20 protein-coding genes are annotated in these 21073 nt (G+C 61.6%); 11 read left to right on the top strand and 9 right to left on the bottom strand.

Features of this window, described 5'->3' with window-relative positions; all coding sequences use genetic code 11:
* Positions 1-92: 92 nt before the first annotated feature.
* Complete coding sequence (locus QM600_RS19580; protein ID WP_283263199.1) at positions 93-320, top strand: hypothetical protein; 228 nt, start codon at positions 93-95, stop codon at positions 318-320.
* Positions 321-584: 264 nt separating this feature from the next.
* Here QM600_RS19580 and QM600_RS19575 read toward each other — a convergent pair whose 3' ends face one another.
* A complete protein-coding gene (locus tag QM600_RS19575; RefSeq protein ID WP_283263198.1) occupies positions 585-800 on the bottom strand; it encodes a hypothetical protein in 216 nt (71 codons plus the stop codon).
* A gap of 215 nt (positions 801-1015) precedes the next feature.
* The gene (locus QM600_RS19570) at positions 1016-2119 is read right to left on the bottom strand and encodes an alpha/beta hydrolase (protein WP_283263197.1); all 1104 of its coding nucleotides are present in this window, start codon (positions 2117-2119) and stop codon (positions 1016-1018) included.
* Positions 2120-2208: 89 nt separating this feature from the next.
* Here QM600_RS19570 and QM600_RS19565 point away from each other — a divergent pair, with 89 nt between their 5' ends.
* Genes QM600_RS19565 through QM600_RS19555 form a run of 3 tightly spaced genes read left to right on the top strand, consistent with a single transcriptional unit; the run spans position 2209 to position 4181 of the window.
* On the top strand, positions 2209-2976 hold the full coding sequence (locus QM600_RS19565) for an MBL fold metallo-hydrolase (protein WP_283263196.1): 768 nt from the start codon (positions 2209-2211) through the stop codon (positions 2974-2976).
* Entirely contained in the window at positions 2973-3620 is a 648-nt protein-coding gene (locus QM600_RS19560; protein WP_283263195.1) for an alpha/beta hydrolase family protein, read from the top strand. Before QM600_RS19565 ends, QM600_RS19560 begins: the two co-directional genes overlap by 4 nt.
* A 9-nt stretch (positions 3621-3629) precedes the next feature.
* Positions 3630-4181 (top strand): SRPBCC family protein, encoded by a 552-nt coding sequence (locus QM600_RS19555; protein WP_283263194.1) that lies wholly within the window; start codon positions 3630-3632, stop codon positions 4179-4181.
* An 18-nt stretch (positions 4182-4199) separates the two neighbouring features.
* On the opposite strand, the gene QM600_RS19550 is transcribed toward QM600_RS19555, so the two are convergent.
* Positions 4200-5234, bottom strand: coding sequence for a LacI family DNA-binding transcriptional regulator (locus QM600_RS19550; protein WP_283263193.1), 1035 nt, complete (start codon positions 5232-5234; stop codon positions 4200-4202).
* A 136-nt stretch (positions 5235-5370) separates the two neighbouring features.
* On the opposite strand from QM600_RS19550, the gene QM600_RS19545 reads away from it, so the two are divergent.
* Positions 5371-6543: an acyl-CoA dehydrogenase family protein gene (locus QM600_RS19545; RefSeq protein WP_283263192.1), complete on the top strand. Its 1173-nt coding sequence runs from the start codon at positions 5371-5373 to the stop codon at positions 6541-6543.
* Positions 6540-7709: a CaiB/BaiF CoA transferase family protein gene (locus tag QM600_RS19540; protein WP_283263191.1), complete on the top strand. Its 1170-nt coding sequence runs from the start codon at positions 6540-6542 to the stop codon at positions 7707-7709. Before QM600_RS19545 ends, QM600_RS19540 begins: the two co-directional genes overlap by 4 nt.
* Here the strand turns inward: QM600_RS19540 and QM600_RS19535 are convergent.
* The gene (locus QM600_RS19535) at positions 7657-8655 is read right to left on the bottom strand and encodes an NADP-dependent oxidoreductase (RefSeq protein ID WP_283263190.1); all 999 of its coding nucleotides are present in this window, start codon (positions 8653-8655) and stop codon (positions 7657-7659) included. The genes QM600_RS19540 and QM600_RS19535 overlap by 53 nt on opposite strands.
* 111 nt (positions 8656-8766) lie before the next feature.
* On the opposite strand from QM600_RS19535, the gene QM600_RS19530 reads away from it, so the two are divergent.
* Positions 8767-9648, top strand: a complete 882-nt coding sequence (locus tag QM600_RS19530; protein ID WP_283263189.1) for an alpha/beta fold hydrolase — start codon at positions 8767-8769, stop codon at positions 9646-9648.
* On the opposite strand, the gene QM600_RS19525 is transcribed toward QM600_RS19530, so the two are convergent.
* Positions 9578-10864 carry an MFS transporter gene (locus QM600_RS19525; RefSeq protein WP_283263188.1) on the bottom strand — a complete coding sequence of 429 codons (1287 nt, stop codon included), beginning with the start codon at positions 10862-10864 and terminating at the stop codon, positions 9578-9580. The genes QM600_RS19530 and QM600_RS19525 overlap by 71 nt on opposite strands.
* 4 nt (positions 10865-10868) lie before the next feature.
* Positions 10869-11465 carry a phosphoribosylanthranilate isomerase gene (locus QM600_RS19520; protein ID WP_283263186.1) on the bottom strand — a complete coding sequence of 199 codons (597 nt, stop codon included), beginning with the start codon at positions 11463-11465 and terminating at the stop codon, positions 10869-10871.
* 56 nt (positions 11466-11521) lie between these two features.
* On the opposite strand from QM600_RS19520, the gene QM600_RS19515 reads away from it, so the two are divergent.
* Together QM600_RS19515 and QM600_RS19510 are read left to right on the top strand one after the other, a co-directional pair.
* Entirely contained in the window at positions 11522-12823 is a 1302-nt protein-coding gene (locus QM600_RS19515; protein WP_283263185.1) for an alpha/beta hydrolase, read from the top strand.
* Positions 12824-12918: 95 nt separating this feature from the next.
* Positions 12919-14148: an acyl-CoA dehydrogenase family protein gene (locus QM600_RS19510; RefSeq protein ID WP_283263184.1), complete on the top strand. Its 1230-nt coding sequence runs from the start codon at positions 12919-12921 to the stop codon at positions 14146-14148.
* Between the two features lie 16 nt (positions 14149-14164).
* Here the strand turns inward: QM600_RS19510 and QM600_RS19505 are convergent, their stop codons facing one another.
* The 3 genes from QM600_RS19505 to abmR form a co-directional block, all read right to left on the bottom strand.
* The gene (locus tag QM600_RS19505) at positions 14165-14956 is read right to left on the bottom strand and encodes an alpha/beta fold hydrolase (RefSeq protein ID WP_283263201.1); all 792 of its coding nucleotides are present in this window, start codon (positions 14954-14956) and stop codon (positions 14165-14167) included.
* A gap of 35 nt (positions 14957-14991) precedes the next feature.
* On the bottom strand, positions 14992-16593 hold the full coding sequence (locus QM600_RS19500; protein ID WP_283263182.1) for an ABC-F family ATP-binding cassette domain-containing protein: 1602 nt from the start codon (positions 16591-16593) through the stop codon (positions 14992-14994).
* A gap of 217 nt (positions 16594-16810) precedes the next feature.
* Positions 16811-17365 (bottom strand): ATP-binding transcription factor AbmR, encoded by a 555-nt coding sequence (abmR, locus tag QM600_RS19495; protein ID WP_283263181.1) that lies wholly within the window; start codon positions 17363-17365, stop codon positions 16811-16813.
* A gap of 87 nt (positions 17366-17452) precedes the next feature.
* Here abmR and QM600_RS19490 point away from each other — a divergent pair, with 87 nt between their 5' ends.
* Both QM600_RS19490 and QM600_RS19485 read left to right on the top strand, forming a co-directional pair.
* Positions 17453-19258, top strand: coding sequence for a penicillin-binding transpeptidase domain-containing protein (locus QM600_RS19490; RefSeq protein ID WP_283263180.1), 1806 nt, complete (start codon positions 17453-17455; stop codon positions 19256-19258).
* A 107-nt stretch (positions 19259-19365) separates the two neighbouring features.
* Complete coding sequence (locus QM600_RS19485) at positions 19366-21045, top strand: NTF2-like N-terminal transpeptidase domain-containing protein (RefSeq protein WP_283263179.1); 1680 nt, start codon at positions 19366-19368, stop codon at positions 21043-21045.
* Positions 21046-21073: the final 28 nt, after the last annotated feature.

The following is a 21073-nucleotide window of genomic DNA, read 5'->3' as shown; positions in this document are numbered from 1 at the left end:
CGCAGCACAGGTACCCTGCGCGCAAAGCGCTACGTGGCCGCGTCGATAATGTGAACGAGAACGTGCAGGACACGACGAACAAGGAGTAGGTCATGGCAACTGAAGTGGAGTCCGGTGACCTCGTACAGGCAGCCGACCATGCGGGTCCGTGGACGGTAGTCGAGGTTCGTCAGGGCATGGCCTTGCTCGAACACGGTGACGGGCACAGGCTGTCGCTTCGGACGACATCCCTGACCGTCGTGCGTAAGGGCGGTGGGAAGAAAATCGCCCCCGCTGAAAGTGCTTCCGACGACGGCACATCACCGACACTGTTCGACTGAACCTTGCGTTCGGTTAGGCCTTCGGTTCGACTAGTTTTCAACTCCCGAAGACGTCGTCGACCCGTTTTCCGAAATACTCGGCGATGCGAAAAGCCAATGACAGGCGTGGGTCGAAATGGCCCTTCTCGATCGCGAAGTCGGCGAACGTCAGGGTTCTCGGATCGTCGGTGGTTCGTGCGGCGAAGGTGCTCAGAACAAGTGTTGCCGCCGATCCGATTCCGATGATGGTGCTCCACCTGGACGTGGTGCTCAGGCGTGCCTACATTATGCGTCGTTGAACGGGGTGGCGTATCGAAACGTGCCCGTCTGATGGGTAGAGAGTGTGCGGATCTGAAAGTGGTTTCCCCACTCGGCTTCCGGAGACTGGATGCCTACCTCGGCGCTGGTGACAAAAACGAAACGTGGGTAGTGCTCGGTGCTGCCGAGTAGCGCGAGGAGTGGTACGTCCAGAGCGTCGACGGCGCCGATCACCGCGTGCATCAATGCCGACCCAACCCCGGGTTCCGATGACGAAGCCGACGATCTCAGCGAAGACCTCGGCGACCAAGGACAACTTCGGGAGATAGTGTCGGAATCGGTTTGGGCCTCCGACGGGCTATCAGCCCGGAACTCTCGGTTGATCCTGTGGTCGATACCGTGCGGGAAATCCTGTCATCTCGGTAGTGGACGAGTGCCACATCTACGAAGTAGGTGCCTCAAGGCTGAGGACGACAGCTAGTCTCGTGTGCGCTGTCGTTCAGAAGCGCCCGCAACATTCCGCCCATCTCGACAACCGCGGCGCGTGCCGTGGCACTGGGGCCGACTATGTTCACGAACCCGTGGATGAAGCCCGGGTAGCGGCGGCTCACCACACGAACTCCGTTGTCCCGCAGCTTCTGTGCGTATGACTCGCCTTCGTCCCGAAGTGGGTCGAATCCTGCGGTCACCACTATTGCCGGAGGAAGGCCGCTCAGATTCGGTGCGCGCAGCGGTGACACCCAAGGATTCAGTGGATCTGCGTTCACGCCGAGAAAGCTTCTCTCGTAAAAGTTGATGTTTGCTGTCGTGAGGAAGAATCCCTCGGCGAAGGTTACTCGTGACGGTGACTTCTCGTGAAAGTCGGTGGCTGGATAGATCAAGAGTTGAGCCGCCGGCAATTGATGGCCGTCGTCACGTGAGCGGAGTGCGACGACGGTAGCGAGATGCCCTCCCGCGCTGTCCCCGCCCACTGCTATGCGCGCGGGATTTGTGCCCAACTCCGTCGCGCGCGTCACGATATCCCGGTACGCAGCGTAGGCGTCGTCAACTGGTGTGGGGAAGGGGAATTCGGGCGAGAGGCGATACTCGACCGAGACTATGCGGGCTCCCGACGTTTCTGCCAGCAGTCGACACGGAGCGTCGTGTGATTCGATGTCACCTTGTACCCAACCGCCGCCATGAAAGAACACCAGAAGCGCACCGGATTCGTGGGTGGGTATGTAGAGGCGTGCGCGTAGCGACCCGTCGGCGCCCCGGACAAGAATGTCCTCGGTGTGAATGGGGGTCGGCTTACCCGCCATCATTTTGGCTGTTCTCGCCAGTTCGGCGCGGGCTGCCGCGAGTGCATGAGCTTCGGATGAGAGTGCAGGTCTCGGGCGTGCCTTGGACAGTGTCAAGAGCATGTGAGCGTCGGGGTGGAGTGTGAGTCCGTCCTTCTGTACGGGCGGGCCGGTGATCCGCCGCCGGACCATCGTGGGCAGCGCGAACGCGGTTGCGACCAAGCGTGCTTCGGCCCGATCTCGAATTGTGCTACGAACAGTGTTCTTTGTGGATTCCGGCACGGGCGAACACTATCAATCGAGCGGCTGTCTGGTCTTGATTTCGACCCGCAGACATTGCAGCGTTGGAGGAGAAGCTCGTAGGGTAGGTCATGCCCTCACTTCGAGAACTGTCCATTACACGTGTCGAAAACACCTATCTGGTTCGGTGTGGACACGCCAATTGGGTTCTTGTAGAAGAGGGTTCTGATCTGACGCTGATCGACGGCGGGTATCCGGCCAACGGCGGTGACGTGGAACGGTCGATCGAGCAGATCGGCCACGTCACCGAGGATGTTCGGTCGGTACTCGTCACCCATGCCCATGTCGATCACATCGGCGGGATCGCGGACATCCTTACCCGTCATGACATACCGGTGCTGATGGACCCGTTGGAAACGGCTCATGCCAGGCGCGAGTATCTGCAGCAACTCGGACCGGCAAAGATTCCGCTGCTGTTGTGGCGCCGCGGCGCGCCGAAATGGCTGTTCGAGGTGATCGGTGCCGGCGCATTGAAAGGCGCGAAACTACCTCAGGCACAAGCATTTACGGAAGGTTGCGCCCTGGATGTTCCGGGCGGCATCATCCCCATTCCGACGCATGGACACACCGACGGGCACAGTGCGTACCTGGTTCCCGGTGCGGGAGTGATTGCGTCGGGAGACGCTCTGGTGACGGGCCACGCGACGTCACGGGTGGCGGGCCCGCAGTTTCTGGTGTGCCCGTTCAACCACGACCGGACTGCGACGGACGAGGCTCTGGGCAACATAGCGGCAGCACCCGCCGGCGTTCTGTTTCCCGGACACGGACCGGCGTACGAGGGAACAATGACAGCAGCGGTGGAGCAGGCCCGCGAAGGCCGGACGAGAATGAGGCCATGACTACCCTTGAAACGGTCGATCGTGGTGAACTGCAAGGATTTCTCCATCGTCCTGATAGTGATCCGATAGCAACGTTGGCTCTCACCCACGGCGCTGGAAGCAACTGCGACACAGTGTTGTTGAAGGCAGTGGCCGAAGGCTTTGTCGAAGCCGGAGTGCAGGTTCTTCGGTTCGATCTGGCATTCCGGGTACGCCGGCCGAAAGGTCCGCCGCACCCGTCGCGTGCTGCCGAAGACCGGGCCGGGATTGCGGAAGTTGTTGCAATGCTTCGTAGTGATTACGCCACGGTCGGTCCGCTCCTTCTCGGCGGGCATTCGTACGGTGGACGACAGGCGTCGATGCTTGCCGCCGAGAATCCCGGTCTGGTGGACGGGTTGATATTGCTGTCCTATCCATTGCATCCGCCGAAGAAGCCGGACAAGCTGCGTATCGAGCATCTTCCACTGCTCCGCACACCGACTGTGGTGGTTCATGGTTCGAAGGACGAGTTTGCAACTACCGACGAAATGCGGTCGGCACTGACTCTGATCCCGGCCGAGACGAAGCTGGTCGAATTCGAGGGAGCCAGGCACGACCTTGCAGCGGCCAAGTTTCCGGTGGTCCCGCAGAGCCTCGCAGCTGCGTCGGAACTGTTCGATCTCTAGGATCGAACTATGAGTGCCCAGCAATATCAGCCCAGTGGCCTGTCCGACGTCACGGTGAGCGTCGACGGCGACGACACCGTCGTTACCTTTCCTCGAACGTTGCCCCATCCCGTGGACCAGGTGTGGGCGGCGGTAACCGATCCGGAAATGTTGGCGCAGTGGTCGCCGTACACGGCTGATCGTGATCTGAGCAGCGTCGGAGAAGCAGTCATCATCATGCTCTCGGAAGACGGAAGCCCGGACATGTCATTGCCGGTGTCCGTGCGGGTGGTAGAAGAGTCTCGCCGGCTTGAACATGAATGGGGCCCAGACGAATTGATCTGGGAACTCACTCCCGTCGAAGGTGGTACCCACGTTGTGCTGACCCAGCGTTCGAGGGCTGAGGGCATGGCTTCGGCGTTGGCGGCGGGCTGGCACCTGTGCTTCGACGTGCTGGACGCACTGCTCGCAGGTTCGCCGTTCGGTCCCGTCGTGGGAGCCAAGGCGCGTGAATACGGGTGGGATGATTTGAATGCGCGTTACGCGCGTCAGTTGGGAATTGGCGAATCCGAAGTTTGGTAAAGCGAGGTTTGGTAGAGCTCAACGAGTCTGGGTCGACGCCCGCACGATCAGTTCGACCGGAAGTTTCACCGATTCGACGCTCTTCCCTCCCATGAGGGACAGCAGGTGGCCGACTCCGGTCGCACCGATCTTGCGGGCGGGTGACCGTACCGTCGTGAGCGGGACGGGAAGTTGCGAGACGACGGGAATATCGTTGTAGCCCACCAGCGCAAGGTCGTCGGGAATGCTCAGACCGAGGTCGCGGGCAACGCCGAGAACGCCGATGGCGATGGTGTCACTGACTGTGAAAATCGCGTCGGGACGCGTTGTGCCGCTCAGTAGCTTGGCTGCCGCTCGCACACCGCCGTCCACCTCGAAGTCCGATGCAACAATCCGGTTCGTCGGCAGTTCCAGCCCGGCTTCGGTGAGCGCATCCCGGAATCCGGCGACGCGCTCGCGAGAAGTGCTGGCGTGGTCGGGTCCGGCGATTATCCCGAGGTCCCGATAACCGCAGTCGAGCAGGTGTTTTCCGGCGAGATACCCACCGCGACGATCATCGCCGCTGACATAGGGGAGTCCGACATCGATGTGTCGGTTGAGGAGCAGAACCGGGAGCGAACGAACCGGGAGTGACTCCACAAAATCCGTCCCCGGCAGGTGAATGCTGCTGAGCATGAGGCCGTCGACCTGGCGGCTGATCAGGAACTCGACGGCCTTGCGTTGCGCATCCACGTCGTCGGGTGGGCTGGACAGCAGAACCGAGTAGCCGGCTGCAGTAGCGGCCTCTTCGATGCCTTCGAACATGGTGGCGACGACGCCGTCGGTGAGTCTCGGCATGACCACGCCGATCGTCGTGGTTTTGCGTGTTCGCAGGCTGGCGGCCCACAGATTCGGTTGGTAACCAAGGTCTTCGGCAACTTGGCGCACGCGCCGAGCCGAGTCGGACCACCCGTCGACGGGTTCGGACTGCCGTAGGACGCGCGACGCCGTCGAGGTGTGGACTCCGGCCTTGTCCGCGATTTCTCGCAGTGTGGGCGGACGTCCACTGCTGCGGTCAGACGGATGAGGCGACATCAAGGGTGGGGCTCCTGGTACGAATTCGGGGATTGACGGGTGCGTGGTCGGTCTCTACTCTAGGTGATGCAAACGATTGCACAATCGTTCTCGCGTTGTTTGTCAAGAAGGTTCAAGATTCCCCTATGGAGGTCCCGTGACCACGCCGCAGTCCCTGTCAGAACTTTTTGCCATCGATACTCTGCTCGACGCCGAGGAGATCGCGATTCGCGACACCGTTCGGAAGATGGTCGATAGTCGCATCCGTCCGCACATCGGGCAGTGGTTCGAGGACGCCGCACTGCCGGCGCGGGAGTTGGCGCAGGAACTGGGATCTTTGGGAGTGCTGGGCATGCACCTGGACGGCTATGGCTGCGCCGGGATGAGTGCCACTGCCTACGGGTTGGCGTGCCAGGAACTCGAAGCCGTCGACTCGGGTATTCGCAGTCTCGTGTCGGTCCAGGGTTCGTTGGCGATGTTCGCGATTCATCACAACGGCAGCGAAGAGCAGAAGAATGAATGGCTGCCTCGCATGGCGACCGGTGAAGCCATTGGTTGCTTCGGTCTGACGGAACCTGACTTCGGATCGAACCCCGGCGGCATGCTCACCAATGCCAAGCGAGACGGCGATGACTGGATTCTGAACGGCACCAAGATGTGGATCACCAACGGTTCCATCGCCGACGTGGCTGTGGTGTGGGCGCGAACGGACGACGGTGTGCGCGGATTTGTCGTTCCCACAAACGCTCCCGGCTTCTCGGCTCCCGAGATCAAGAACAAGATGTCGCTTCGGGCTTCGGTTACTTCCGAACTTGTACTCGAAGACGTGCGTCTGCCGGCGTCGGCGATGCTGCCCAAGGCTCGTGGCCTGTCCGGTCCGTTGGGCTGCCTCAACGAGGCGCGCTTCGGCATCATCTTCGGTTCGATGGGCGCAGCGCGTGACTGCCTGGAGACGGCCATCTCGTATGCGCGTGATCGGAAGGTCTTCGACAAGTCGTTGGCTGCCTACCAGCTCACTCAGGCCAAGATTGCCGACATGGCAGTCGAATTGGGCAAGGGGCAGTTGCTTGCCATCCATCTCGGACGGCTCAAGGATGCCGGCACTGTGCGGCCCGAGCAGGTCAGCACGGGCAAGCTGAACAACGTGCGTGAAGCAATCAAGATCGCTCGCGAATGCCGAACCATCCTGGGTGCCAACGGCATCACTCTCGAATACCCGATCATTCGCCATGCCAACAATCTCGAATCCGTGCTCACCTATGAAGGCACGTCCGAGGTGCATCAATTGGTGATCGGCCGCGCGTTGACCGGAGAGGAAGCATTCCGTTGAGTTCTGCCGGCGCGCTCGACGGATTGGTGATCGCAGACTTCGGGCGCGTGCTCGCCGGTCCCTACGCGACAATGCTTCTCGCGGATCTGGGCGCCGAGGTGATCAAGATCGAACGCCCCGGAGTCGGTGACGACACCCGTGCTTGGGGGCCGCCGTGGGTGGACGGTGAGTCCAGTTACTACTTGTCGGTGAATCGGAACAAGAAGTCGGTGACGTTGGACCTGCGTGACGAACATGATCTGTCGATCGCACAAGACCTGGTGCGCACCGCGGACGTCGTTGTGCAGAACTTTTTACCCGGCACCATGGATCGGCTCGGACTCGGTTACGACGCTGCGCGAGAAATGAATCCGGGTGTTGTCTACTGCTCGATCAGTGGCTTCGGAGGCAACAATTCGCTACCGGGATACGACCTGTTGATCCAGGCGGTCGGCGGACTGATGAGTATCACCGGGCCGGATCCGCAGACTCCGACCAAGGCCGGCGTCGCGCTGGTCGATGTCATCACCGGCCTGCATGCGAGTGTGGGAATTCTTGCGGCACTGCGTCATCGGGATAGAACCGGTGAAGGGCAGCATGTAGAAGTCAACCTGTTGTCGTCGTCGCTATCGGCACTTGCCAATCAGTCGTCCGGATACGTTGCGGCTGGAGTAGTTCCGCAAGCCATGGGTAATCGGCATCCCAGTGTGGCACCGTACGAGGTATTCGAGACTGCGGACCGTCCGCTGGTGCTGGCGGTGGGCAACGATCGCCAATTCAGTGCGCTGCTAGAGGTTCTGGGTATCCCGGAATTGGCTGTTGATGCTCGATTCATGTCCAACGGCTCACGCGTCGCGCATCGAGAAGAACTCTTCGATGCCCTGACCACTGCACTCGCGGCCGGGGACGCGGATTTCTGGTTCGAGAAGCTCACCGAACGAGGGGTTCCCTGTGGACCGCTCAACAACATTGCCGAGGCAGTGGACCTAGCCGAGCGGTTGAACCTGAATCCTGTTGTGAAAATCGAGGATCCGCGGCGCTCAGAACCGATCAGGCAGGTAGCCAACCCGATCGGTCTGAGTGTCACCCCGGCGACCTACCGGACGGCGCCGCCGCGACTGGGTGAGGACTCACCTACACCCGCAGGACAAGCTTTCCGGTATTCGCACCCGCAAACAGTAGATTGAGGCTGTCTCCGAAAGCGTCGATGCCGCCGTCGACGATGTGTTCACGAGCAGTCAATTGGCCACTCTTGATCCACTTTCCGATCTGTTCCTGCGCCTCGGAGTATCGATCGAGGTAATCGAACACTACAAACCCTGCCATCGTTGCCCGGTTTACAAGCAGTGAAAGGTAGTGCGACGGGCCGGGTTGAGGTTCGGTGGCGTTGTATCCGGCAATGGCGCCGCAGATGACCACGCGGGCGTGCAAGCGCAGACGGGAGAGCGCAGCGTCGAGGATCTCGCCACCGACGTTGTCGAAGTACACATCGATTCCGTCGGGTGCTGCAGCGCGCAGAGCCTTGTAGACGGAGTCGTTCTTGTAGTCGATGGCGACGTCGAAACCGAGTTCGTCGGTCAGCCAAGCGCATTTCTCCGGACCGCCGGCGATACCGATCACCTTGCAGCCGTGGATCTTTGCGATCTGTCCGACGAGGCTGCCCACGGCGCCGGCGGCACCGGATACGACAACGGTGTCGCCGTCCTTCAGCTTTCCGACGTCGAGCAGCCCGAAGTAGGCTGTCACGCCGGGGAATCCGAGTGCGCCGAGCCAGGTCGGTAGGGGAGCGATCGACTCGTCGACACGCGTGACGTCGGCGCCGTCGGAAATTCCGTATTCGGAGGCGCCGAACGATCCGGCGACAACATCTCCGACCTTGTAGTCGGGGTGCGCAGAGTCGGTGATGTGCCCGACGCCGTGAGCGCGCATGACGGAACCGAGTTTTACGGGCGGAACATACGACTTGACGTCGTTGAGCCAACCGCGCATTGCAGGGTCGAGGGAGAGGTATTCGACCTTGACGACAAACTCGCCGGGGCCGGCGACCGGAATATCGCCATCCACGTAGTCCCAGGTGGAGGCGTCGGGAAGTCCCGTTGGTCGGGCGGCGAGGCGTACTTGACGGTTGCGCATGTGTCCCTCTCTGCAGGTCAGTTGAACTTGAGGCCGGATTCAATATAGGCGATCGGGTGGCAACCAGGGAAGGGTTCCGGACGGTTCGCCTCGTATGGGTATGTTCGATCGATGAGCAACACAAACATCGAAGAAGTGCTTGCAGTGCCCGACTGGTTCACGAAGGCGTTGTCAGCGCCGGTCGAGACGGGCACCCTGGAGGTTGAGGGTGCGACCGTACGATTCCGCGCCTGGGGTCCGGTCGGGCCGGGAATCGTCCTGGTTCACGGAGGCGCTGCGCACAGCAGGTGGTGGGATCACATCGGGCCGCAGTTGGCTGCCGGAACCCGAGTTGTCGCCCTCGACATGACCGGGCACGGGGACAGTGACACCCGCGAAACCTATTCGATGTCACAGTGGGGGCGTGAAGCGCTCGCTGCCGGCCGGGCCGGTGGGATCGAAGGAAAGCCGATCCTTGTGGGACACAGTATGGGTGGCATCGTCTCGTTTGTAGCCTCGAACCTGTACGGCGACGATCTCGGCGGCGTTGTCATCATCGATTCTCCCTTGCGTGCGAGGACACCGGAAGAAGAAGCTGCCCGACGTCAGAACGCCTTTGGGCCGAAGAAGGTCTATCCGACCCGCGAAGATGCGAAGTCACGCTTTCGTTTTGTTCCATCGCAGGATGCGGGATTGCCTTGTATCCGTGACCATGTGGCGGAAACCTCGATGGTGGCCGTGGACGGCGGATGGTCGTGGAAATTCGATCCGAACTTCTTCCTGCGGGTAGGAGTGGAGGAGGCGCTGGGTGGAGGTACTCGTTGTCGCACAGCATATTTCCGCGCGGAAAACGGGATTGTCTCCGAAGAGTTGATGAGTCATATCTGCACGCTGCTCGGGCCCGAATCCATCATCGCCGAGATTCCCGACGCCGGCCATCACGTTATGATCGATCAGCCTTTGCAGTTGGTGACGGGGATTCGGACTGTGCTGAGCGCGTGGGCAGCCTTGTGAAAAAGGCTATCGCCGGGATGATGGCCAGAGAGATCGCACCACCCGCAATCGCGAGAGTGGCGTAGCTGGTTGACGCCATCATGAATCCGGATGCCAGTCCGCCGCCGGCACCGGCGATGGCGATAGAGACATCTACCGTGCCTTGAGTTTTAGCGCGTGCACTCAGGGGGACGGCTCCGGTGATGATGGTCGTTCCACTGACCAAACCGAAACTCCAGCCGAGGCCGAGTAGGCCGAGCGCCAAGGCGAGGCTGAATACCGAATCGGTGGGCGCAACCGCGGCGGTGATTCCGGCAGCAAGAAGTGTCACCGCTGATGCGACTGCGACGATGCGGGGTCCGAAGCGGTCGACCAGGAACCCCGACAGCGGTGAGGGGAGATACATCGCGGCGACATGCACAGCGATCACGATGCCAGTGGCGCCGACCCCGTGCCCATGATGCTGCATGTGGATCGGCGTCATGGTCATGATCGCGACCATGACCAACTGGGACAGGACCATGATCGTCGTGCCGAGTGCCACGGCACTGGTCCACGTCGATGTCGGGACCGAAGTGAGTGAGGGCGCGTCGTCGCTCTCGGTGTCGTCGGCAATTGTCCTCGCCAGGATCAGTGGGTCGGGACGCAAGAGCACCCAGAGGACTAGTCCGGCGGCACCGTACGCGAGTGCCGCGAGCATGAACGGCCCGGCGAGGCGGGGAATCGACATCGCTTCGGCGAGATCACCGAGGACGGTCACGAGATTGGGGCCGATCACTGCGCCGACGGTGGTTGCGACCAGGACGGTACTGACGGCTCGTCCCCGGTGAGCGGGGGCTGCGAGATCAGCTCCGGCATAACGGGCTTGGAGGTTGGTTGCCGTTCCGGCCCCGTAGACGAAGAGCGCAATGAACAACAGTGGAATGTTGTCCAAGGCGGCAGCAGCTACGACGCCGAGACTGCCGAGTGCGCCGACGGCATATCCGCTCGCGAGTCCGGCGCGACGCCCGAGCCGCTGCGAAAGCCTGCCGACGGTGGCTGCCGCAGCAGCTGATCCGATGGTGAACAGGGCACTGGGGAGGCCGGCGAGGCCCGTCGAATCGAGCATGTCCTGCGCCAGGAGCGCTCCGACGGTGATGCCGGCGGCCAACCCTGCTCCACTGAGGATCTGGGCTGCTACCAATACTCGAAGGGTTCGCCGTTGAGCGGCGTCGATGTCTGGCGTGATGGTGTTCACGAAGTCAGTTGCGCACTGCTGCGACAAAGTTTTCGATCAACACATGGTTCTTCACTCCCCGCGAGGATTCGACGCCACTGGACACGTCGACGCCCCAAGCTCCGGTGGCGTCCAACGCCGCCCGTACGTTGTCCGGGTTGAGTCCGCCGGCCAGAATCCAATGCCCCTGCGGGCGTGATTGCTGCTGCGCCCAGTCCCACGGCACTCCGGAACCGGCGTCGGTGCCGTCGATCAGGAGTTCGTCCTCACCCAGATCGAGGTTGTACCCGTCGCGCACCTTGCCGGAAACAACTGCGCGAATCACGAGGAGTCCGGCGTCGTGCAGACTCTGGACCTGCTCGGCGGAATCGAGATCATGGATCTGGACGTACTTCAGCCCGGTGGCCCGGGCGATGTCGAGGATCTGATCGAGGGGATTGCCCAGAAATACGCCGACCGCTCTGATGCTTGCGGGTACCCGTGCAATGAGATCTGCCGCCAGCGCGGGATCGACCTTGCGGACGCTCTCGGCGAACACAAAACCGATGGCGTCGACGCCCAGTCGCACAGCTAGATCGACGGTATCGGCGTCGCGAAGTCCACAGACCTTGATGAATGTCACCTGCATCAGGGTACTAGCCTCGAGCGAGCGACATTTCTTCACGCGAGAGGCGCGACGTGGACTGGCTCTATCAAACGAGTGTGATCTCGGGGCTCTTGCCCGTGGTCCTGACGGCGCTGGGGGCGCTCGGTGGAGTGTGGCTACTGAGTGGGAAGGCACGGTGGTTCTACCGCTACGCGATCCCCGTCTGCGGGTTCGCTGCGTTCCTGATCATGGTTGCAGCGTGGATCCTGGTGGAAAAGGTGATCGTGCCTTTCCCCGATCCGATCGCGATGTCGATTTACGTGTGGATCGGGATGGGCGTGTACGCGCTGCTGCTTCTCGGCCCACGTATCAAGGCGGGTGGGAACATTCGTAGTGCCGCTGTCTCCGTGGTGGCAGCGTTGCTGGTTGTTCTCGCAGCTGCGACGCAGATCAATCTGGAGTTCTCGGCCTATCCGACGGTTGGAATTGTGCTGGGCCACGACGATTTTGACCGAATCGCTCTCAGTGACGTACCCGGACCGACAACCCCGGTCGTCACCGGAAATCCTACGGACACCGTGTGGAAAGCGCCGGAAGGCATGACGACTCGCGGTCGGGTCGCGACTTTGCCTGTCCCCGGCGCGGTTTCAGGATTTGTCGCCCGCGACGCGGAGGTGTACCTACCACCGTCGTACTTCACTGATCCGCGTCCACTGCTTCCGGTTCTGGTGTTGATGGCGGGGCAACCTGGGAGTCCGCAAGACTGGCTACAGGGTGGGAAGCTCACCGCCACAATGGATTCCTTTGCGCACCAACATGGCGGGCTGGCACCGATCGTTGTTATGGCCGACGCCACCGGTACTCAATTCGCAAATCCGTTGTGTACCGATTCCCCCGCCGGCAATGTCGCGACGTACCTGGCCAAGGATCTACCGGCGGCTGTGACCGCAGCGTTCCAGGTAGATACGAATCCGAAGGCCTGGGCCATCGGCGGACTCTCCTACGGCGGAACGTGCTCGCTGCAGATGGCGACCAACTTCCCCGACGTCTACCCGACCTTCTTCGACCTCTCCGGTCAGTTCGAGCCTTCGCTGGGCGACCGCGCGCGCACTGTCGACCAGATATTCGGTGGCAACGAAGCCGCGTTCAAGAAGGTCAACCCGATGGACATTCTGGCGGGACGGAAGTTCCCGAATTCGGGCGGAATCGTTGTGGTCGGTTCCGACGACAACGAGTTCAAGCCCGGTCAGCAGAAGATCTACGACGCGGCCAAAGCTGCGGGTATGGATGTGAAGTACCTCGAGCTGCCCGGAGGCCACAGCTTTGTCGTGTGGTCGGCCGCTCTCCAGAATGAACTGACATGGTTGTCGCAGCGTATGGGGCTGATCAGCTGAGTTTCTTTTCCTGCAATTGGAACGTGTTCTATATTCGGTGTATGACTGCTCCCCGGCAGTCGACCCTGATCGTTCACTGACTGGAGTGCAGGCACATGTACGAGTGGTCCGACACCGACCTGATGTTCCGCGACGCCTTGCGAGGCTTCATCGACAAGGAGGTGCGCCCACACGTCGACAAGCTCGAAAGTGGTGAACAGCCTCCCTTCGACATCATCCGCAAGCTGTACGCGACCTTCGGACTGGCCGACATGGCACGCGAAGGCCTCGAGAAGTCGCTCGCCCGTGAGCGTGGCGACGCTCCCGCCGGTGACGGTGAGAAGTCCAGCGCCTTCAGTGGCGCCGGCAGCATGGGCGTTGTACTCAACAGCGAACTGGCCGGCGTCACCCTCGGCCTCGTCGCCACCATGGGTGTGAGCCTCGGATTGACCGCCGGAACCATCCGCAGCCGCGGCACCCTGGCCCAGAAGGAACGCTGGCTGCCCGGGCTGGTCACGTTCGACACCGTCGGTGCATGGGCGATTACCGAACCCGACTCCGGATCGGATGCCTTCGGGGGCATGAAGTCCTACGTACGACGCGACGGTGACGATTACATCCTCAACGGCAACAAGACCTTCATCACCAACGGTCCGTACGCCGACGTCACCATCGTCTACGCCAAGCTCGACGACGGCGACGCGTCCGTCGATCGCCGCGACCGCAAGGTTCTCGCGTTCATCCTCGACAAGGGTATGGAAGGCTTCACGCAGGGCGCTCCCTTCAAGAAGATGGGCATGAACTCCTCGCCCACCGGCGAGTTGTTCTTCGACAACGTGCGCATCTCCAAGGACCGCCTCCTCGGCGAAACCGAAGACAGCGGAAAGTCCGACGGAAAGTCCAGTGCCAAGGAAAGCTTCGCTGCCGAGCGCATCGGTATCGCGTCCCTGGCATTGGGCATCATCAACGAGTGCCACCGGTTGAGCATCGACTACGCGAAGTCGCGCAAGCTGTGGGGCCGTGAAATCGGGCAGTTCCAGCTTATTCAGCTCAAGCTCGCCGAGATGGAAATTGCGCGAATCAACGTGCAGAACATGGTCTTCAACGCAATCGAACGCACTGCAGCCGGCGACAAGGTGACCCTGGCGGAGGCATCGGCAATGAAGCTGTACTCATCGCGCGCTGCAACCGAGGTCGCGATGGAAGCCGTCCAGTTGTTCGGTGGCAACGGCTACATGGCGGAATACCGCGTTGAGCAGCTGGCGCGCGACGCGAAGTCGCTCATGATCTACGCCGGCAGCAACGAAATCCAGGTCACGCACATCGCGAAGGGGCTATTGGGCTAGCGAAGGGTCTGTTGGGCTAGTTCTGGCTCAGAAACGGAATTAGCGACGCCAGAACAGCTTCGGAGGCTGCGACGGCACTTGCATGATCAGTGCCCTCGATAACAGTCAACGAACAATCAGGGATCAGGGAGGCGGCGTACTCGGTATCGGGGCGCCGCTCCCGGTCTTTCGAGCCGACAAACATTGACGTCGGGGTAGTCAGGGCGCGAAGAACGGCGTCGTCGATTCCAGGTTCGACATCCGACCGTCGCATGTACGCAGCCAACGCCAGCGCATCGTTGCGACGGAACGCCGCAGCAGTCTGCGGATCGACAGGCTTACCGCGCCTGATGCCCCAACCTTCGAGGAATCCGTCCATACCGCCGCGTTCGAGAGCGTCGACGCAACCCGGGAAGAACAGAGCGTCGAACGCTCCGGTCATGGGCCGGCTACTACCACCGCCGACGGTCAGCGATCGGATCCGTTCGGAATGCTCGATCGTCAGTGAGAGGGCAGCGCGGCCGCCGAACGAGTACCCCAAGACATGTGAGGGTTCGAACGGTGATTCGGTATCGAGGATTTCGAGTAGATCCGCGACCACCAGATCCATTGCATAAGAATCGGAATCGTGTGGCTTGTCGCTGCGACCATGACCACGCATGTCGACCAGGATCAGTCGATACTGCTCTTGCAGGGTTTTGACGTAGCCGAATCCCCGCCAGATCGAGTGGGACAGGGCCGTGCCGTGCACCATCAGCAGGGGAGTGCCCGTCCCCACGACCTGGTAGGCGATACGGGTGCCGTCGACCGGGTTCCTCACATCCTGCATCACTGATCCAGTATGGACGTGAACCGTGCGTCGGGCTACTCGGGGTCGATTTCTTGAATCCCGTTCTCATCCATACTGATCCAGCGGGTGATTCCGATGTCCCGCAGGAACGGGAGATCGTGACTGACAACTACAAGTGCGCCCCGGAAATCTTGTAGAGCCTGCGTCAAGTGAGCGAGGCTCGGCAGATCCAGGTTGTTGGTCGGTTCGTCGAGTAGAAGGAGTTTCGGTGCCGGCTGCGCCAGAAGGATAGTAGCCAGCGCGGCGCGAAGGCGTTCGCCGCCGGACAGGGCCGACGCCAGTACATCGGAATCTGTTCCGCGGAAAAGGAATCGAGCCAGCTGTCCGCGGATTTCCTCACTGGTTGCGTGCGGCGCAGCCAGCGCGACGTTGTCGGCAACCGACAGGTCATTGTCGAACACGTCCAGTCTCTGTGGCAGAGCGCGGTAGGGAAGCCGTAGACCACATACAGCCAGTGCGTCGAGCAGTGTTGTCTTGCCGATTCCGTTGCGCCCCACTATCGCAATGCGTTCGGGTCCGGTGATCTGCAGCGACACTTGTTGGCCGCTACGCAGTGTCACCTCGTCCAGCGCAGCCACCTGCTGACCTGGAAATACCTCGGTGGCAGGAAGATTCAGCCGAATTTCACGGTCGTCCCGAAGCAAGTCCTCGGCATCGGTGAGGGCAGACTTGGCGTCGTCGACCTTTCCGATGTGGCTGACCGCCAACTTTCCGGCGGAAACCTCGGCCTTACGCTTGCGAGTCTGCGCCAGAATAGGTGGCAGACGCTTTTCGTCGAGCATCTTCTGTCCGTACCGCTTTCGACGGTCCAGTTTGATTCGTGTCTCGATCAGTTCGCGGCTCTGTTTTGCCAGATCGGTCTTGGCATCTCGAACAGCAGCCTGGGCGTTTTCCTGTTCGGCAGCAACTATTTCCTGATACATCGAGTAGTTGCCGCCGAACACTCGGAGATTGCCGCGCCGCAATTCGACCGTGAACTCCATGCTGTTCAGCAATTCCCGGTCGTGGCTCACGACCACGACGGTTCCCGGAAACTGTTGCACTGCATCGTGAACCCTGCCGCGGGCCTCGCGGTCCAGGTTGTTAGTCGGCTCATCCAGCAGCAGTACCTGCGGATTTTGCAGTAGTGCAGCCGTGAGGCCGAGTAGTACTGTCTCGCCGCCGGACAGAGTTCCCACCGTGCGTCCCAAGGCTTGGATATCGGGTACAACGCGCTCGAGGCCAAGGCGATACAGAGTGGAGATCGCACGTTCCTCGATATCCCAGTTGTTGTCGACCAGGGAGAAATCGGACTCTGTGCTATCGCCGGTTTCTATGCGGTGCAAAGCCTTTCGCAGATCGCGAATGCCCAGGATGTCATCGACACGGACGTCAGGGTCCAACGTAATGTCTTGGCGCAGATACCCGATCTCGCCGGAAGCGTTGACAGAGCCGGAATCCGGTGTCAGTTGGCCTGCAATCAGGCGCAACAGTGTCGACTTTCCGGATCCGTTCAGTCCCACCAGACCGACTCGGCCGCTGGGAAATACGAGGTTGAGGCTGGCGAAAACCTGCTCGCCGTCAGGCCAGGTGAAGGTGAGATCGGAAAGCGCCAGGTATGAACGAGAATGGGTCATACGTACTCCAGAGGATGCGGGGAACCACCCGGCTCAGCCGCGGCTGATGGGTGTGGATGCCTTCGCGTAACAAACCTCTAGATGAGCAACGGCCCGTTTCCTATTCGTTCGACTTGCGTTTGATGCGCTCACCGCTGGCGCGGACGCTTGCGATTCGCCGTCAACGCTACTTGGTAGCAGTTGGTCTCGGCAATTGAATTGTTGTGTGGATCTCCTCTCAGATCTTTGGGCCCTCCGCTCGCAGGTCTTCGACCTTCGACATCGCGTCCCGTAATTCCGCGAGCCACTGTTCGCTGTGTTGGCCTGCCAAGCGAACCGTCCACTTGAGGGCGTCAGCACGTGATCGAGCCACACCCGCATCGACCAATGTGTCGAGAACCTTGCGCTCGGGTTGCCGCAACCTCGTCATCACCGGAACTGCGAGATGTGTGAACAGGAAGGTCTTTTCGTCGAGTTTCACGCCCCAAGCGACCTTGCGTCCGTATCGTGCTTCCGCCTCGTCGGCGATACGCATGCGATCGGCGCGCGTGGTTTCACGGAAGCGAGAGATACGCCCCTCGGCAGCCGCTTCTCCGCCGTCGACCGGCGGTAGTTCTCCGAGGACAACAATTTCCTCGCGGTCCACCTGAACATCGGCGGGGCCGGTGAACCAGGTGTCGGGGAGTCGGCCGGCAAACCAGTCGGCCGCGTCACCGGCGTCGGGAACCGAAGCTTGTTGCCAACCTCCCGGGCGACCGAATCCGCGCTCGCCGGGGCCGTGTGAATTTTTCATGACGTTCTCCTGAGAAGTCGTCGGTAGTGCTTATTGCACTGATTACATGATTACACCGATATTCGAAGGTTCGCCATAAATTCGGGCATGATCGAGAATGTGCGCCAGTCCAGAGTCGATACCCACCGCAGTTTGATCCGACGAGCCCTAGCGTCGGTGGCGCTGGGAGCAGCTATAACGGGCAGCGTCGTCGCCTGCAGTAATGGCCCTGACCAGCCGCGATCAGTGGCCGAGCAGTTCGCGTCGGCGCTCACCGCAGACGATGTTCAGACTGCCGCCAACCTCACCACGGATCCTGTTGCAGCATCCACGGCGATCACAGCCATGATCGACGGACTGGGGAAGGACGAGGGCACGTTCACAGTCTCGGATGCCGAAGAATCCAGCGACAACGCCGGCACCTTCACCCTGGACGCATCCTGGAAGTTCGCCGAAGGGCAGGACTGGTCGTACTCGACGCACGGGAGCGCATCGGCAAGCGGCGACAACTGGTTGATCCAATGGGACCCGACGTTGCTCGCCCCGGATCTAACGGCATCGACGACCCTTCGATACACGCCCACTACGGGCGCACCGCCCGTCGTTCTCGATTCCGCCCGCCAGCCCATCCTGGAGCAACAAGTGGTGACCCTGGTGAATCTCGATCCCACCGCGGATACCGCTGCTGTAGCGGCACTTCTGTCGCCGATCGCACCGACCATCACCTCGGGCTCCTTGCGCAGCGACCTCGCCGCTGCCGCCGGCAAACCTGTCACCGCCGTCACCCTTCGCGCGGAAGACCTTGCACCCATTGAAGATCGACTGGTTGCTGTACCCGGTGTGACGCTGGCGCCGCAGGCACGGCTGCTTTCCGTCGACAAGGCTCTTTCGTCGCCGACATTCAGTGGGCTTGCGGATCTGTGGCAGCAAGGTCAGGACAAATCTGCCGGCTGGGCGGTGCAACTGGTAAAAGAGAACGGCGCTGCAACGACTCTCGCCGGGCAGGACGGCCCGGTCGCCCCGAACATTGCAACCACGATCGATCGAAACCTTCAGTTGGCCGCCGAAAACGCACTTGCCGGGGTCACTCAGCCGGGAGTGATCGTTGCATTGCAACCGTCGTCCGGTGCAGTTCTGGCAGTGGCGCAGAATTCGGCTGCAGATGCTCAGGGGCCGATTGCTTTGACCGGTCTGTACCCGCCGGGATCGACCTTCAAGACCGTGACGACGTCGGCCGCGCTGCAAGCCGGTGTCGCGACTCCCGACACGATCCTGTCGTGCCCCGGGACCGAGAACATCGAGGGCCGGCAGATTCCCAACGACGACGAGTTCGACCTCGGCTCAGTACCGCTGCACACCGCATTTGCGAAGTCGTGCAACACCACGATGGCGAGGCTCGCCGTCGGACTGCCCGCCGACGCTCTGCATAACGCGGCCCTGCAATTCGGATTGGGCGTCGACTATGTCACCCCGGGCCTGACGACGGTGACCGGAAAGGTTCCCGACGCGAACACTCCGGCCGAGCGTGTCGAGTCCGCGATCGGGCAGGGCTCAGTTACTGCCACGCCGTTCGGGATGGCGTTGGTCGCGTCGTCGATCGCGCATGGTGCGACGCCGGCTCCGATGCTTGTGAAGGGGCAACCAGGCGTCGCCGATCAGACTGTTGCGCCCGCTCCGTCCGCGGTGACCGAACAGTTGCGGACGATGATGCGTGAGACCGTCACGGGTGGAACGGCCACCTCGCTCGCGGACATCGACGGACTGTTGGGCAAGACCGGAACAGCGGAAGTGGACGGGGGACCCGCCCATGGATGGTTTGTCGGGATCAAGGGAGATTTGGCATTTGCGGTGTTCATTGCCGGAGCCGACAGCTCCGCGCCTGCTGTGCAGGTAGCCGGTACTTTTCTGCGCTGAAACCTCATTGCGGTTGCAGTTCGATGACGCCTCCGTGGCTCAACCGTGACACGTTCGTAGGCATCCCGTGCTTGTTACCGGTGTGACTGGAGTGAAGAGTTGCTGAAATGGGGACCGGAGCACAGATAAGCCGTCGTGGGAAATATGTCATCGCGTCGATAGCTGCTGTCGTGATGACAGTGGCGCTCGCGTCGTGCGTCGTCGGGGGGGACAAGAAGACCGATGCCGCTTCGGTGGTCGAAGATTTTGTCAATGCACTCAATAATCGTGACATCGACGCCGCCGCCGACCTCACCTCGTACCCCAACGCCGCCCGCGCATCGATCGCGCAGATGTTCGACGGACTCGACGCGAAGTCGACAGATTTCGACGTCGCACAGGTTATGGACCTCGGTAGCGACTCCGCATTCTTCACACTCGATGCCGCCTGGAACTTCGGCGAAGGCAAAGACTGGACCTACCAGTCGCAAGGCGAAGTCCGCGACCTCTCCGTCGGTTGGCGCTTGTCCTGGGATCCTGCCGTTATCGTCCCCGGCCTCGGCAATGGACGCACAGTCTCCTACACCCGGACCGATGCGGCGCCGCCCAAAGTCGTCGACGCCGGCGGCGCTCTGCTCATGAACGAGCAGACCATCAACGCCATCACCCTCGACCCGGCAACAATGCCCGATCCCGTCGACACCACCACACGACTCGCGAAAGTCATCGAACCCGTCGCTCCGCTCGTGACGTCGGAATCGATGCTTGCCGACCTCGCGGCGAACCCCGGCAAGCAGGTCACCGCAGTACTGCTACGCGACCCCGACTATGCCTATCTCGAAAGCGACTTCGCCATCCCCGGCGTTGTGGTCGTCAAGACGCCCAAGTTGATCGCGTCGGACAGGCGCATCAGCTCGCCGCTCCTGGATCCGCTGCGCACTGTCTGGCAGGCCAACCGCGACGCCACCGCAGGTTGGGCAGTCAACCTCGTGGATTCGGGCGGTGCGCCGACAAAGCAGGCCGGCTTCCAGGGGCCTCCCGGTCCTGATGTAGCTGCAACCTTGGACTCCCACACACAACTCGCAGCTATCGAGGCTGTCGTCAGTGCCGGAACTCCCGCAGCGATCGTCGCGATCCGGCCCTCCGACGGTGCGATTCTTGCTGCAGCACAGAACAATCAGGCAATCGAACAGGGGCCGATCGCATTTACCGGGCTACGTCCGGCCGGGGGCGCCCTCGACCTCGTCCGGCTCGCCGCCTCCGTTAAGAACGGCGTCGACCCCCGCGCAGTGTCCCCGGAACAACTGACCGATACCGCGCAGCAACTCGGCCTGGGCAACGGATTCAACATCCCCGGCTTGGACCAACAGACGGCCGTATTTGCGTCCGACCGCCCCGGTAGCAATCAGTCCGTCAGCAACATTCTGGCGTCGAACAAGACAGCGAACACCGGCGATCCGCAGGTCACCCCGTTCGGAATGGCAATGCTCGCAGCATCTATCGCACGCGGCAGTGCTCCGACGCCGATGATGGTGTTCGGTCAGCCGGCCACTACTGACGTCGCCGCATCCCCGTTGCCGGCCGACGTGAACAACCGTCTTCGCGACTCCATGCGCGGCGCCGGTGGGCTGGTGGGGTACCCCGATCTGATTGCGGCCGGGGCTGCGAGCGGCGACGATCGCTGGTTCTTCGGATCCCGGGGCGATCTGGCGTTTGCTGTTCTCGTCGCTGACGCGGACGGTGGGGATCGGGCTATGCAGATGACGGAGAAGCTCCTTCAGGAGCTTGGCAAGCCTGCCGACAAGTAGGTAGTTGCGCCGGGTAGGTTCATGATTT

Source organism: Rhodococcus sp. IEGM 1379 (assembly GCF_030056815.1).
In the GTDB taxonomy this organism is placed as follows: domain Bacteria; phylum Actinomycetota; class Actinomycetes; order Mycobacteriales; family Mycobacteriaceae; genus Rhodococcus_F.
The sequence above is the reverse complement of the archived record's forward strand: the minus strand, read 5'-3'. Positions and strand labels throughout refer to the sequence as shown.